Annotated in this window: 13 protein-coding genes and 1 tRNA gene; 8 read left to right on the forward strand and 6 right to left on the reverse strand. The window is 41.4% G+C overall.

Features of this window, described 5'->3' with window-relative positions; translation table 11 throughout:
• Positions 1 to 60: 60 nt before the first annotated feature.
• A complete protein-coding gene (locus VEHSUH05_RS00845) occupies positions 61 to 1101 on the reverse strand; it encodes a YeiH family protein (protein WP_105090449.1) in 1041 nt (346 codons plus the stop codon).
• 350 nt (positions 1102 to 1451) lie between these two features.
• Here VEHSUH05_RS00845 and bioD point away from each other — a divergent pair, with 350 nt between their 5' ends.
• The 3 genes from bioD to VEHSUH05_RS00860 all read left to right on the forward strand — a co-directional run bounded on the left by bioD (position 1452) and on the right by VEHSUH05_RS00860 (position 5292).
• Complete coding sequence (gene bioD / locus VEHSUH05_RS00850; protein ID WP_105090450.1) at positions 1452 to 2207, forward strand: dethiobiotin synthase; 756 nt, start codon at positions 1452 to 1454, stop codon at positions 2205 to 2207.
• A 165-nt stretch (positions 2208 to 2372) separates the two neighbouring features.
• Positions 2373 to 3761, forward strand: a complete 1389-nt coding sequence (gene bioA, locus VEHSUH05_RS00855) for an adenosylmethionine--8-amino-7-oxononanoate transaminase (protein WP_105090451.1) — start codon at positions 2373 to 2375, stop codon at positions 3759 to 3761.
• A 190-nt stretch (positions 3762 to 3951) separates the two neighbouring features.
• Positions 3952 to 5292, forward strand: coding sequence for an anaerobic C4-dicarboxylate transporter (locus VEHSUH05_RS00860; RefSeq protein ID WP_095065051.1), 1341 nt, complete (start codon positions 3952 to 3954; stop codon positions 5290 to 5292).
• Between the two features lie 192 nt (positions 5293 to 5484).
• On the opposite strand, the gene VEHSUH05_RS00865 is transcribed toward VEHSUH05_RS00860, so the two are convergent.
• The 3 genes from VEHSUH05_RS00865 to VEHSUH05_RS00875 form a co-directional block, all read right to left on the reverse strand.
• Positions 5485 to 5889, reverse strand: coding sequence for a Fur family transcriptional regulator (locus VEHSUH05_RS00865; RefSeq protein ID WP_054674040.1), 405 nt, complete (start codon positions 5887 to 5889; stop codon positions 5485 to 5487).
• A 62-nt stretch (positions 5890 to 5951) separates the two neighbouring features.
• On the reverse strand, positions 5952 to 6770 hold the full coding sequence (locus tag VEHSUH05_RS00870) for a metal ABC transporter permease (protein ID WP_105090452.1): 819 nt from the start codon (positions 6768 to 6770) through the stop codon (positions 5952 to 5954).
• Entirely contained in the window at positions 6763 to 7593 is an 831-nt protein-coding gene (locus VEHSUH05_RS00875) for a metal ABC transporter ATP-binding protein (protein ID WP_245875904.1), read from the reverse strand. Before VEHSUH05_RS00875 ends, VEHSUH05_RS00870 begins: the two co-directional genes overlap by 8 nt.
• Before the next feature lie 148 nt (positions 7594 to 7741).
• Between VEHSUH05_RS00875 and VEHSUH05_RS00880 the strand changes: the two genes are divergently transcribed.
• From VEHSUH05_RS00880 to VEHSUH05_RS00900, 5 genes are all read left to right on the forward strand, one after another.
• Positions 7742 to 8647 carry a metal ABC transporter substrate-binding protein gene (locus tag VEHSUH05_RS00880; RefSeq protein ID WP_105090453.1) on the forward strand — a complete coding sequence of 302 codons (906 nt, stop codon included), beginning with the start codon at positions 7742 to 7744 and terminating at the stop codon, positions 8645 to 8647.
• 211 nt (positions 8648 to 8858) lie between these two features.
• Complete coding sequence (locus VEHSUH05_RS00885; protein WP_105090454.1) at positions 8859 to 9518, forward strand: hypothetical protein; 660 nt, start codon at positions 8859 to 8861, stop codon at positions 9516 to 9518.
• A 258-nt stretch (positions 9519 to 9776) separates the two neighbouring features.
• Positions 9777 to 10457: a hypothetical protein gene (locus VEHSUH05_RS00890; protein ID WP_245875905.1), complete on the forward strand. Its 681-nt coding sequence runs from the start codon at positions 9777 to 9779 to the stop codon at positions 10455 to 10457.
• Positions 10454 to 11083 carry a hypothetical protein gene (locus VEHSUH05_RS00895; RefSeq protein WP_095065061.1) on the forward strand — a complete coding sequence of 210 codons (630 nt, stop codon included), beginning with the start codon at positions 10454 to 10456 and terminating at the stop codon, positions 11081 to 11083. Before VEHSUH05_RS00890 ends, VEHSUH05_RS00895 begins: the two co-directional genes overlap by 4 nt.
• Before the next feature lie 49 nt (positions 11084 to 11132).
• Positions 11133 to 11208 (forward strand) — tRNA-Thr (locus tag VEHSUH05_RS00900).
• A gap of 208 nt (positions 11209 to 11416) precedes the next feature.
• Here the strand turns inward: VEHSUH05_RS00900 and VEHSUH05_RS00905 are convergent.
• Both VEHSUH05_RS00905 and VEHSUH05_RS00910 read right to left on the reverse strand, forming a co-directional pair.
• Complete coding sequence (locus VEHSUH05_RS00905; protein WP_054674030.1) at positions 11417 to 12580, reverse strand: tyrosine-type recombinase/integrase; 1164 nt, start codon at positions 12578 to 12580, stop codon at positions 11417 to 11419.
• 159 nt (positions 12581 to 12739) lie between these two features.
• Positions 12740 to 13894, reverse strand: coding sequence for a Fic family protein (locus VEHSUH05_RS00910; RefSeq protein WP_105090455.1), 1155 nt, complete (start codon positions 13892 to 13894; stop codon positions 12740 to 12742).
• Between the last annotated feature and the right edge of the window lie 43 nt (positions 13895 to 13937).

Below are 13937 nucleotides of genomic sequence, written 5' to 3' on the forward strand. Positions count from 1 at the left end.
ATTAACTATACCATATGTCTGTTGTTGTTGACTAGATGGAGTTTGTTATTTGCTATAAATTTACCATAAACCGATCATGTGCTGTGCCAAAAGGCTGACCGCCGTAATGGCGATCCAACAGCAGGCGCCCAACGCGAGGGCGGAACCGCCCGATTTGATGAGCTTTACAATGTTCGTGTTGAGGCCTATGGCTACCATGGCCATGGTAATAAAGTATTTGGAAATAGGTTTAAAGATATTGAGAAATGCAGTGTCTATCTTCATATAGGATAACACTGTAGTGATCAAGGAACAGATGACGAAATACAGTACAAATTTTGGAAAAATCTTAGCGATGCTGACAGAACCGCCACCGGACTGAGCGGCATCTTTTTTTGCTTTATATACCTGATAGCTGGCAAGACCGAGACAGATAGGAATGATTGCGAGGGTTCTGGTTAATTTTACGATGGTTGCATATTCAAGAACCTGTGTACCGGTGCCTTTCATGCTGTCCCATACGGCCGCTGTCGCTGTAACGGATGATGTATCGTTAACGGCTGTGCCCGCGAATAAGCCGAATCCCATGTTGGAGAGGCCGATCATATCACCGAAGGCAGGGAATACGAAGGCTGCCACTACATTGAAGAAGAATACGACGGAAATAGCCTGGGCGATATCCTGGTCGTCCGCTTTGATGACCGGAGCCGCAGCGGCAATGGCGGATCCGCCGCAAATGGAGGAGCCGACGCCGACGAGGACTGCCGTATTGGAATCGATATGGGTGAAGCGGTAGAGCGCATACGACACGATGAGCGATGTAGCGATGGTGGAAATAATGACAGGTAACGAAATCCAGCCTACATGCAGAATCTGTGTAATATTAAGCCCGAAGCCGAGTAAGATAACGGCCCACTGCAAAATTTTCTTTGATGTGAATCCGATACCGGCCCCTGTTTTTTCACGCTTCCAGGAAGTGAATACGGATCCGATGATAATACCTAAAATAATGGCAAAAATAGGGCTGCCGATGAGATGGAACTGTTGTCCTAACAGCCAACAAGGAATAGCGAGAATCGCACAGAGCAAAATGCCGGGCAATGTCTTTTGATTGATACCCATGATAAAACCTCCTTACTGTACATACAGTTACGTCATATGTGGTATCATGCGGCGTAATATATTCTACGTAATTAATAGTATCACAGTCGGGGGACGTAAATCTATACTTCTATTAATAAAATATACATGATATTCAAGATATTCATTGTTTTTAGTATTAATTACGGTAGAGGATATTTAATCTAAATTAGTAATCAAGTGATACTCTGTACTTTTGATTTTTCTGTAAACTGAATAATTAAATACGGTTGACTATATATGCGGTTCGGCTGTATACTGCAAATGAGATTGTTAACTCGACAGAATGAAACAGTTAACTCATAGTTTGTTATATGATGGGAGGTTTCCCGATGAAACAGCTCGGTATATCGATAATCGGTACGGATACAGATGTGGGGAAGACGTTCGTAACAGGTTTATTAGGTGCAATGGCTCAAGATGACGGCTTTTCCGTGGGAATGGTGAAGCCCGTGTCATCCAGTGCGGTGCCGTTTCCGGAGTGCATTACGATGGATGAGGATAATGTAAGAAATGATCTGGAAAGCAAGGATGCTACGTATCTGATGCAGTCTGTAGGAATACCGGAATCACGCCGGCATGAGGTAAATCCGTATGCTTTAGCGGGGGATTACTCGCCGCGTCTCGCTGCGGAGCTGGCGGATGTAGTCATCGATTACGATGATGTGGTGCGTCATACATTAGATGTGGTATCGCGCTATGATCTGACATTTGTAGAGGGGGCGGGCGGTATTACGACGCCTCTTTACGGGGATAAGACATTTACGGATTTTATGGCAGCCATCGAGCTACCGACGATTATGATTGCCGACGGTCGTCTGGGTTCTATCAACCGGGCCGTATTGACCTGCGAGTATGCGAAGGCTCACGGAATCTCCGTGAAAGCAATCATCGTAAATGATACGACATTAGTGGACCCGTTTTTATTAAAGGCGAATATAGAGGATATGGAGCGGTATACGGGACTTCCTGTTGTAGGTGCATTGCCGCCGTATCAAGGCCCGAATATACATAGTGTACGGCTTGGATGGGGACGGTCCTTTGTAGACTCGAAACAGTTGTGGAAGACGGTGTTGGATTTCCGTTGAAATAGCAAGGGAATATATTACCATTGGTGTAAACTGATAATGGTAAATTGATCATATATATCATGGGTGTTCACAAGAATACCGAGGGATTTGAAAAACAATTGAAAATTATTAAAACAAAAATCATTAAAACAATAGTGATATTCGTAAGTATGAGGTGATATGATGGCAGCAAAACAACTTTCACAGGCGGCACAATGGGATCATGAATTCGTATGGCATCCGTTTACGCAGATGCAGGACTGGCTCGCACAGGAACCGGTAGTAATCGAGCGCGGTGAGGGGATATATCTCATCGATGAAAATGGCAAGAAATATTATGACGGCGTGTCGTCCTTGTGGGTTAATATTCACGGACATAATCACCCCGTGTTGAATCAGGCTTTGAAAGACCAGGCGGATAAAATCGCTCACAGCACATTGTTGGGTCTTGTGAGCCCTCCGTCGGCACAGTTGTGTAAGGAATTGGTGGAATTGGCGCCGGAAGGACTCGATAAAGTATTTTTATCCGATGACGGCAGTACGGCCATAGAAATTGCCATCAAGATGGCCTATCAGTATCGTCAACAGGTCGGGCAAACTAAAAAGACAAAATTTATATCCCTTAACGCGGGTTATCACGGTGATACACTAGGAACCGTATCCGTCGGCGGCATTCAGCTATTCCATGAAGTGTTCCATAATTTATTATTTAAGCCGATTACTTTGCCAAGTCCCGGTGTGTATCGGGATGTAGCGGAACGGGAGCAGGCTTTTGAAGAGTCTCTGGCGGAATTAGAACGCATCCTGGACCGTGAAGGTGATGAAATTACGGCTCTTGTGATGGAACCGTTAGTACAGGCGGCTGCGGGTATGCTCGTCATGCCGAAAGGGTATTTGAAACGGGTTCGTGAGCTCACTAAAGCCCATGATGTATTCCTCATCGTTGACGAAGTGGCTACGGGTTTCGGTCGTACCGGCACATTCTTCGCCTGTGAGCAGGAGGATGTGGCACCGGATTTCATGACATTGTCGAAGGGTATCACGGGCGGTTATATGCCGTTGGCGGCGACGCTCACCACGAAACAGGTTTTTGACGGATTCCTCGGCACCTTTGAGGAACGAAAAACCTTCTATCACGGTCACTCCTACACTGGGAATGCGTTGGCCTGTGCCGTAGCGTTGGCTTCGTTGCAAGTGTTCAGAGATGAACATGTCATGGAACAGTTGCCGGCTAAGATTGAAGCTTTCACAAAGGCATTGAAACCGATCGAATCCCTCGAACATGTAAAAGAAGTGCGCCAACGAGGCCTCATCGTGGGGATTGAGCTGGAAAAGGATGTGAAAACGCACGAAGCATATCGTCCGAATGATGCGGTCGGCGCGAAGGTTGCCGTATTGGCCCGCGAACAGGGTCTCATCTGTCGTCCGATCGGGGATGTGGTGATTCTGATGCCTCCGTTGGCCTCCACCGTTGAACAGCTTGAGGATATGGTACGCATCGTCGGTGAAAGCATTCGCCGTGCCACTGAAGAGGAAGGCGTACTGGAAGATATGAAGCCGATTATTTTATAAAGCGTTAACAGTATATAATAAACGAGAGCCGCACTTATCGATATATTGCTCCGTATGGGCAAACGATACGTGCGGCGCTTATTTTTATGGGGGTATATTGAAACTTAAAAACTATATTCTATACAATGCTGTTTCACTATGATAATTAAGTATACTTATGATACTATATATGTATAAAGGAGGTCATCGTATGGACATTTATGTAATTATGCAGATTATTATTTTGTTTGGGGCCATCTTCCTCGGTGTACGACTCGGCGGTATGGGTATCGGTTATGCCGGCGGGCTGGGGGTAGTCCTTTTGAGTCTCGGGATGGGGATGTTCCCGGGACAGATTCCATGGGACGTAATCCTTATAATCATGTCTGCTATTGCAGCGATTTGTGCATTACAACTCGCCGGCGGCCTTGATTATCTGGTGCGTATTGCGGAAGGTATTTTGCGTAAAAATCCGAAGCATATCAACTATCTTGCTCCGACCGTAACGTACTTTCTTACGATTTTGGCAGGTACCGGTCATACGGCATTCTCCATGATTCCCGTTATCGTGGAAGTGGCGAAGAGTGAGAATATTAAACCTTCCGTTCCGTTGTCGATTGCCGTGGTGGCAAGTCAAATCGGTATCACCGCGAGCCCTGTATCAGCGGCGGTCGTGGCTATGAGCGGATTCCTTGAACCGTTTGGCGTGAATTATCCGACACTGCTCGCCATCTGTATCTCCACAACCTTTGTGGGCGTTATGATTACGGCGTTTATCATGTCCACATTTGCGAATAATGATTTATCTTCTGATCCGGTTTACCGGGAACGATTGGCGGCGGGCCATGTGGCGCCACCTCGTGAAAAGAGTGTTGATTTCCACTTGAAACCGGGGGCAAAGACGTCTGTTTTGATTTTCTTAATCGGCATTATCTGTATCGTATTTTATGCGACGGCTATTTCTAAAAATATCGGTATCATCAAGCCGGTTATCTTCGGTCGGAATGATGCTATCGTAGGCTTTATGATGATTATCGCGGCAGCGATTACATTCTTCTGTAAGCTTGATACGGCGGATCTTGTTAATACAAGCACGTTCAAATCTGGCTTATCCGCCTGTGTCTGCGTATTGGGTGTTGCATGGCTCGGGGATACTTTTGTGAAAGGACATATCCCTGAAATTAAAGCTCTCGCGTCCAGCCTTGTAACGGCATATCCGTTCCTGTTGGCGGTGGCATTTTTCTTTGCCAGCACATTACTCTACAGCCAGGCGGCTACGACGCAGGCTTTGGTGCCGGCAGTAATCCTGGCGTTGGGTATTACACCGGAACATACGGAATCTGTGTACATCATTATCGCATCCTTTGCGGCTGTATCGGCGCTTTTTGTACTGCCGACATATCCGACACTGTTAGGGGCTGTTCAGATGGACGATACGGGTTCTACGCGAATTGGTAATCTCGTATTCAACCATCCGTTCTTCATTCCGGGCGTGCTCGCCATCGCTATCTCCGTGGCACTTGGATTCCTTGTGGCTCCGTTGATGTTGTGATTGGTGAAAGCTGAATACGGTTAAATAGAATATATTATGAAACTATAGAGGGCGTAACTATACAGTTACGTCCTTTTTGTATATAGACGTATATTGCCCTTACCATCCTGTAAGGCTATGCTATATTGTGTTTTTAAGGTATCCAAAGTAAATAAAAATGATGCCCGGCGTTTGATTCTCTGGGCATCATTTTTATTTCTTGTTATTGCATTTTTTACATAGACCCGCTATTTCCAGATGATGTTCCGTCACGGTAAATCCCGCATCCTTCAGTTCTTTTGGCATTTCTACAACGGGACAGGTATGGAGCGGAACCATGGCGCCGCAATTAGTGCATACCGCATAGTGCCGATGTGTATGTGGTGTGATCTCGTAGTACGCCATATCGCTGCCCATGATGGTGGTACGCGTGATGATGCCCTTTGTTTCCAGTAATTCCAAGGTGCGGTAAATCGTGGACATCCATGTTGTACCATCGCCGATTCGGTCGGCGATGTCGATGGCGGTGACTGGTTTATCTGCAGTTGTCAATACAGACCAGATGGCTTCACGCTGTTTAGTCTTTTTTATGCCTTCCGGCCACTGTAAGTGTTTCATAATTTTCTTTCTGTGCTGATTAATTTTATCTAATTTTATGTAGATAAAACTATTGTTTACTATTATTTACTGAATTGGAGTCGACGTATGATGGCACGGATATTTTTGATGACCAGAACGATCAGTAGAATACCTACCGATGTGAGGGACACAAAGCCGCCCGGCGCCACATTGAGGTAGTAGGATCCGAAGAGACCGATAATCATGGCGAGCAAACTGAATCCGATGGAGCATAGGAGCGTTACTCTGAATCCTTTTTCCAGTTGCAGTGCGGATGCTACCGGAAGGGCAATCATGGCACTTAGTACGAGGACACCGACGATTTTTATGGAAATGGATACGGCGGCTGCCATGAGAATGGCGAAAATATAGTTGATGAGGTCAACCTTTACGCCCGCTACGCGAGCCGCTTCCTCATCGTACGCGATGTAGAGTAGGGAGTTATACAGGAAATACAGGGTTAGTACCGATAGAATCGTGAGTGCTCCGATGCTGATCATGTCCGTCATGTTGACGGTGAGGATACTGCCGAAGAAGAATACATTGGCGTTTGCTTTCAACAGACCTGAACTGATCAAGGTGATGGCGGTGCCGATGCTGAGGGATAGAATAATGGTGAGGATAAGGTCGAGATGGTGTGCGAAATATTTTCGCAGGAACTCGATGAGTGCGCCGCAGATGGCGGTGAAGATGAAAGCCCCCAGAATGGGATTCGTATTCGTCAACAGACCGAGCGTTATCCCCGCGAGGGATGCGTGGCTCATGGTGTCGCCGATCATGCTGGAGCGGCGCAGTACCATAAAGATGCCGATACATGGGCAAAGTAGAGAAATGCAGAGGGCAACGAAGAAGGCGTTCTGCATAAATGAATAATTAAACATGGTGCACCTCCTCGGCTGTAGCATTTGATAATGTATCAGTCTGCACTTCTGATGGTGGATTTGATTTTTCGTTACACATTGGAGCCGTATTATCTAAGCTTATTGTATCGCTGTTATTTCTGACATCCGTGAAACAGGAGCAGTCCGCGTGCGCTACAGGATTGCGCCCTGAACTGTGCATGATTTCGTTGGCATACTGTTCCGGGGAGCAGAGATGTCCCTGTCCGTTTGCAATATGATAAATATTCGTGGAGTTCGCAAGGGCCATTTCCAAATTGTGTTCTACGGAAATAATTGTAATATGATGCTTCTGGTTGAGCTCGCGCAGGAGTGCGTAAATACCCTCCTGGCTTTTACGGTCGATACCTGTAGACGGTTCGTCGAGAATGATGAGGTCCGGATGACCGATGAGGGCGCGGGCTATGGAAATCCGCTGCGCCTGACCGCCGGACAGCTTGCTGATGAGACGGTTCTTAAAGTCTGTCATGCCGGTTAAAGATAGAACGCGATTTACTTCGTTTTTATCTTTAATTTTCAATAGCTTATGATAGGAGTCAAGGATTTCTCTTACGGTAATGGGAAATCCGGCGTGGGAAAAATCATTCTTTTGAGAAACATAACGGATGTTGTTTGTACTCCGTTTGATACTGCCTTTTACAGGTGTCAGAAAGCCTAAGATAAGACGAAGCAAGGTACTTTTACCGGAACCGTTGTCGCCGACGATGGATATATAATCACCGTTATGAATATGTAGATTAAGGTCGTTCAAGACGTATGGCGGTTGACCCTGATAGGAAAAATAAAGGTGTTTAATTGATAACATATGAAAACCACTTTTCTGATTGACAAAATTTTTGGTACGTTTATACTATAACTATATTACAAATGCAACTGAGTCGCAACTGCAACAAAGAAGAGGTGTCATATTATTTGTGTGCGTAGACGATCAGTATTAAAAAAGGAGGACTACTATGGTCAAGAAATTGGTATTGTTAGTCATTGGTATATTGATGGCTGCTGTATTTGCGGGATGCGGTAATGATGCTCCGAAAGAACAGGCAAATAAGAAAGTCCAAGTGGTAACAAGTTTTAATGCAATGGTGGAATTTGCGAAGGCCATCGGTGGTGATAAGGTGGAAGTATCAACGATTATTCCGGACGGCACGGAACCTCATGATTTTGAATTGAAACCGGAAAATATGAAACAACTATCTTCGGCACAGTTATTCGTGTATAACGGCCTCGGTATGGAACCTTGGGCTGAACAGGCCATTTCGGCGGCTAAAAATGATAAACTCGTGTCTGTAAAAGCATCCGACGGTGTAGAAGCCATTAAAAATACAGATCCGGAGGAAATCAAAGAACATGGTGCAGAAGATCCTCATGCATGGTTGTCTTTGAAGAATGCTAAGATTGAAGTGAAGAACATCAAAGACGCCCTTGTAAAGGCGGATCCGGCGAATAAAGAGTATTATGAAAAGAACTATACCGATTATGTAGCGAAACTGGATGCTATGATTAAGAAGTATGAAGATCAATTCGCCAAAGCACCTCATAAAAATTTTGTAACAGGTCATGCGGCATTTGCTTATCTCTGTCGTGATTTCGGGTTGAAACAGAACAGTGTAGAAGATGTATTTGCCGAAGGTGAACCGAATGCGGCACAGTTGGCAAAACTCATCGAATACTGCAAAGATAATCATATCACAACTATTTTTGCAGAGGAAATGGCAAGCCCTGATGTGTCTAAAACATTAGCACAAGAAGTAGGGGCTAAAGTCGAAACGATTTATACAATCGAAAGTAATGAAGATAATAAATCCTATCTCGATCGGATGGATGAAAATCTTACAAAAATTGTTGCATCATTGCAATAACATAATTATAAAACTGGCGACCGCGGGTCGCCAGTTTTATTTGCTTTGAGAGGTAAACAAATGGGGGAGCGGACAAAATTTAAGTTTAGCATATATTTTTATTATATATGTTAATGTCCTTTGATTACATGCGAATATTTAGTATCTAATTTATAAAAAAATATGATATAATGAGCCCAATATAGTTTGGTTTTAGTTTTTGGGAGGGAAAATGGAAACAAAATGGTATTCAGATATTTGGGCTCTTGTAATTGCTCCGTTTAAACGGGGGATTCCTCAGATTGTAGAACAAGGGTCTTGTCATAAGGGTTTTATTGCCACATTGATGACTTTTTTGCTGTATATTTTCTGCAGTCAGATAATCCCTTTGATCTGCGATGCTTTTTTAGGCGTTCCATTAGGCGAGGTGGGGTCGGAGCTTGGTGCGGTAGTAGGACAAGGTTTATTTTCGATTACTCTCGGTATAGTGCTTCTTTATTTTATTCTAGCACTTTACTCGGTTATATTTTCCTGGATTGCCGGTAAATTTAAGATAGAGACAACCTATGAAACTGTATTGACGGTTTGCTGGTATGAGATGGCATATGGACAGATTTTTAAGAGTGTTCTGGCTATATGGCAGACGATATTTCTGTTACTTTGCATAGTGTTAAACCTTTCAAATTATGTACGTTATATTGGTCTGGTGGTTTTTGTCTATTTATCATATGCCGTAATACTTTGGTGTTTCTGGGTTAGTGTATCGTTGCTGAGCCGTCAGATTAATATCTCCCGTTTAACTGTGCTCGGTATTGCAATACTGGCATTTCTGATACTTGTTGTGATCATATGGGGGGCAGGGTTCCTGCTTTTAAAGGGAATACATGCGTAGCTTTACGGTGGAATTGGATCAGTGATAAATCATATCATCATAGTCAGTATTAGTAGCAAAAATATATAGACTTATAAAAGCAAGGTATATTGTATGCCTTGCTTTTGTGCTATAATGAGTATGAAATAAAATAGAATTTTTTAAATATATTTTATATTTATAGATATATTTAAAACTATTGATTATAGCAAGTTATTTATGCCTATGTTTCATGTACATAGGCATTTTATTGAGCGTTTGTGAAAGGTGGTGAAACATATGTTGGCCGGTCTTACAGAATTTGCGTATCGCCTATTGAGCCCTGTTGAAGATAAGAATGCTCGTATATATCGTTACGATACAGTTTATGGGCAACTTGCCGCTATGCTGGTGCTGGCACTCATATGTTATCAATTTACCATTGTAGGGGATAGCGTTTATATGGAGGCCATTCGATCGTTTATACGCAATTCCACTATATTCTTGAAATTACAAATCATTCCTTTACCGCTATTGTCTCATCATGATTTAGGATGTTTTGTAAATCGACTATGTTCACAACAGGATTTCTGGAACCTTTCACATCTGTTATGGGTGGTTGTGAAAGCTCTTATCATGTCTATTGTGGTAGGCGGGTATGCACTTGCCAGGGAACGGACCTTCTATGTGCGGACTGTTGTTACCGGGGTACTTCACATCATGGCTGTCAGTCAACTGGTGATAGCTTTGATCACATTAACATTGGGCGTCTTATTAGTCCTTGCCACATTGCCGATAGGGGTGCAAATTATTATGGGGATAAGCTTGGTGAGCTTATGTGTGTTGAGTCTGATGCTGTTGTTCAATGTCGTGGGACGTATTATCGGTGCCTGTGTCAGCGGTTCCGTCTTTGAAGGTGTGGCTGTTATGGTTGGGGCTGCGATTATCTGTAGTATTTTTGAAGGTATATATACATTATGAGCTGGTATAAAGAAATATTACACCTCTTTACAAAATTAAGTGACAGATCATTTTGGAATATTGTTGACGGCGGAACCTTTAGAAAGGCTCTGATCAACTTGGTGGCTTCCACCATCATTTTATATTTGGTTACCTATCTTTCACCATTTGTAGTGGCAGACGTAATTTCCGTTACGGGCGTTAAATTTCTGAAAGGATTGCCTCAATTTGATGGGATTACTGCATTAGCAAGTGTTTCTTTTCTCGTGGTTCAAGTCGTATTGGGCGGATGTATCTTATGGCGTTTATTGGACCTTGTCGGTGGCCGAGGTTCTTATAAAGGGGTTGTACAGAATTACATATATGGCCTGTCCTATATGAACGCGTTACGCACGTTGATCATAGTTTTAATTCATTTGATAGGGGTTGTCTTATATACTCTGTCGTGGAGACGATACATAGTTGATGTAGCGTATTTTATCACGACCTTCAGTCAGTATTATGCCGTATTTATCGCTGCGCAAATCATGCGTCGTTATGTAAACTTAGGAATTGCCAAAACCTTTTTGGTTATGTTTATCGTAACGGCACTGTCCATTTCGGTGCTCCAACATTGGAATCAATGGCTTCATACCGTATTGAAATAATATAAATTGACAATACCTGTATATAGATGTACTATAAATCTATACATATGCTGGTATAGCTCAGTTGGTAGAGCGGCTCATTCGTAATGAGTAGGTCGTAGGTTCGAATCCTATTATCAGCTCCACAGCTACTTGATAATTAACAGATTGTAACGCATTATAACAAAGTGTAACAAATGCAGTAGTTATCAAGTAAAATTGAAAGGGGTAAGACTTTGAAGTGTTACGGATTGTAACGCATTATAACAAAGTTTTGCCCCTTTTTTGCCACCTTTTCGCTGCCCCTTTTTATAAAAAATAAACCCATCACAAGTTTAATGTGATGGGTTCGATTTATTTATGGGAAATAGATTTGCCTATAGAATTAATAGCATTGTTCATTTCCTTACGCATTTCATCTGTTACATGAGTATAAACAGCTAATGTAGTGCGTGGCTCATTATGGCCTACACGTTCCATGATCGCTTTTAATGGTACATTTGCTTCTGCAAGGAATGAAATATGAGTGTGTCTAAATGTATGGGTGCTTATATGTTTATGGAAATTAATTTTACGTAGAATTTTATTAACAAAATTTAGATCATAAGGTAGGCCCCCATCAGTTACAAATATATAATCTGTATTAGTAAATTGTCCTTTCCATAATTTACGAGCCTGGTTAGCAGTAAGAAAATAATTAATGATTTGGGAAGCACGATGATCCAATTGAACCTTTCTGATAGAATGTACATTTTTGGGTGGCAATCGTTTGTCCGGGTCTTTTGCACTACCGTACGTGGATAATGTGCCGTTAATATCAATTTCATTTGTAGCTTTATCATAATCCTGTGTACGTAAGGCAACCATTTCACCGAATCTAAGGCCGGTCAAAGATTGGAATTCACACAATAAAGCAACATGGTGATGTGTTTTATCGATAAGTTGAAGGAGCTGTTGTAATTCTGATTTAGTTAAGAATTTAGAACGCTGTTTCTTGATTCGGTCAACATCGGTAGGAGGCTTTTGTATTTCGATATTATCTAGAAAAGAAATATCATAGATGTGGCCCATACGCCTTGCATACTTTAATGATTGCTTGATAAGGCTTACAATGGCACGTGTTGTATTATAGGCGTATTTTGCTGAGATAGTATCAAGCGTAGTTTGAATGATATATGTTGATAATTTAGACAGCAGAATATCTTCCGGAAAACAACGCACAATAATTTTATGTAAGCGATCTAAGGCATAAATAGTAGATGGTTTTTGAAAACTACGTTTAGAGTCAAGATAATTTGAGATAACATCATTAAACAGTATATCTTTATTAACATCGGTATTAGTTAATTCAGCAATCTTATTTTGCAACTCTGCTGATGCGGCCTTATATGCTTGTCTACTATTAGAAGAATAGGTTACGGAAGCACGTTTTGTTTTACCACTATATGGGTCTACATAGCGTTCTAAAAATTTATATTTGGTAACACCAGATTTAGAAATAACGGTTTCAACCCACATAAAAGCACCTCCAATGATAAGTTAAATTACAGGGTACCATATTATAAGTTGGAATTATAAAAAATTCCAACTCAAAAATTAGTAAAAATTTGCGTTGAGTCTTGTGGATAACTAAAAAAAAAGAATTTTTTTGAGTTGAAAGAAGTGGATAACTAAATTTTAAACAAAAATAAGCAAATAATCAGACATAACATAATGATTATGTCGGCTACCAGGAATATCAAATTCATCTAAAATTTCTGCAGCAACCAATGTATTAACAAGATTTCGGGCTGTATTATAAGTAACACCAATAGTTTGAGATAATTTTGTTATAGTTAAAATGGGAGAGGCATAGAATGCATTAAAAACAGCCCTTAAATTCTCCTTATTCCCTTTTAATTTGGTTAATTGTTCATTGTGTTTATCAACTAGTAATAAAACATTTTCAAATTTTTCTCTTCCTACACGTGCTGTTTCAATAACCGCTTGTAAAAAGAATATGATCCAACCAGATAAGTCATTAAAATGGCGGACACGATCTAATGCATCATAGTATTGAATTCTATTTTTTTCTAAATAATTTGAAATATAGAAGCAAGGTTTTGATAGAAGCTTATTACTTAATAAATATAAAGGAATTATTAATCGTCCAACCCGGCCATTTCCATCCAAAAAAGGATGTATAGTTTCAAATTGATAGTGAAGAATGGCAATTTTAATTAAATGAGGAACATATATTTGTTCATTGTGGATAAAATTTTCTAAGTCGCTTAATAAATTATTTAATTCACTTGCTGGTGGCGGAACAAAATTAGCATCAGAAGGCTTATTACCGCCAATCCAATTTTGAGTTGTTCGATATTGACCGGGTGTTTTACGCTCACCACGTACTCCGAATAATAATTTTTCATGGATTTCTTTAATTAAACGGGTGGATATTGGAAAATCATCATTGATAATGCGATTAATACCATGGTTCATTGCAGTAATATAATTTTTTACTTCTTGTTGATCGTCACGCTTTTCAGGAGTTAAATCTTCAATATCTATAAAATCCTCTTCGATTGTAGTTTTTGTTCCCTCGATTTTGCTAGATTTATTGGCTTCTATAGATATATGCATTTGGATATATAACTCTACATTAGGGATGCGATCAGAGTACATTTCTAATTTACCAAGTTCTTGATCTGCAATAGAAAGAAGCATATTGATTTGAGGATTCATCCAAACCCATTCTTTGTTTATATAGGAAGGTATAAAAGACTTAAAATCTCCCATATTTTGATAATAGCCGGATTCAAAGTTTTCAAATTGTGTTGTTTCGGTATTCATAATATTATATCTTTCTGTTTATGATGGAATATATGAATTGTAA

Source organism: Veillonella denticariosi JCM 15641 (assembly GCF_002959855.1).
Taxonomy (GTDB): domain Bacteria; phylum Bacillota; class Negativicutes; order Veillonellales; family Veillonellaceae; genus Veillonella; species Veillonella denticariosi.

Excerpts from the sequence above, each read along its gene's own strand:
- VEHSUH05_RS00880 (WP_105090453.1), top strand. The coding sequence starts at position 7,742 with ATGGTCAAGAAATTGGTATTGTTAGTCATTGGTATATTGATGGCTGCT.
- VEHSUH05_RS00860 (WP_095065051.1), top strand. The coding sequence starts at position 3,952 with ATGGACATTTATGTAATTATGCAGATTATTATTTTGTTTGGGGCCATC.
- VEHSUH05_RS00845 (WP_105090449.1), bottom strand. The coding sequence starts at position 1,101 with ATGGGTATCAATCAAAAGACATTGCCCGGCATTTTGCTCTGTGCGATT.
- VEHSUH05_RS00905 (WP_054674030.1), bottom strand. The coding sequence starts at position 12,580 with ATGTGGGTTGAAACCGTTATTTCTAAATCTGGTGTTACCAAATATAAA.
- bioD (WP_105090450.1), top strand. The coding sequence starts at position 1,452 with ATGAAACAGCTCGGTATATCGATAATCGGTACGGATACAGATGTGGGG.
- VEHSUH05_RS00870 (WP_105090452.1), bottom strand. The coding sequence starts at position 6,770 with ATGTTTAATTATTCATTTATGCAGAACGCCTTCTTCGTTGCCCTCTGC.
- bioA (WP_105090451.1), top strand. The coding sequence starts at position 2,373 with ATGGCAGCAAAACAACTTTCACAGGCGGCACAATGGGATCATGAATTC.
- VEHSUH05_RS00895 (WP_095065061.1), top strand. The coding sequence starts at position 10,454 with ATGAGCTGGTATAAAGAAATATTACACCTCTTTACAAAATTAAGTGAC.
- VEHSUH05_RS00885 (WP_105090454.1), top strand. The coding sequence starts at position 8,859 with ATGGAAACAAAATGGTATTCAGATATTTGGGCTCTTGTAATTGCTCCG.
- VEHSUH05_RS00865 (WP_054674040.1), bottom strand. The coding sequence starts at position 5,889 with ATGAAACACTTACAGTGGCCGGAAGGCATAAAAAAGACTAAACAGCGT.
- VEHSUH05_RS00910 (WP_105090455.1), bottom strand. The coding sequence starts at position 13,894 with ATGAATACCGAAACAACACAATTTGAAAACTTTGAATCCGGCTATTAT.
- VEHSUH05_RS00890 (WP_245875905.1), top strand. The coding sequence starts at position 9,777 with ATGTTGGCCGGTCTTACAGAATTTGCGTATCGCCTATTGAGCCCTGTT.
- VEHSUH05_RS00875 (WP_245875904.1), bottom strand. The coding sequence starts at position 7,593 with ATGTTATCAATTAAACACCTTTATTTTTCCTATCAGGGTCAACCGCCA.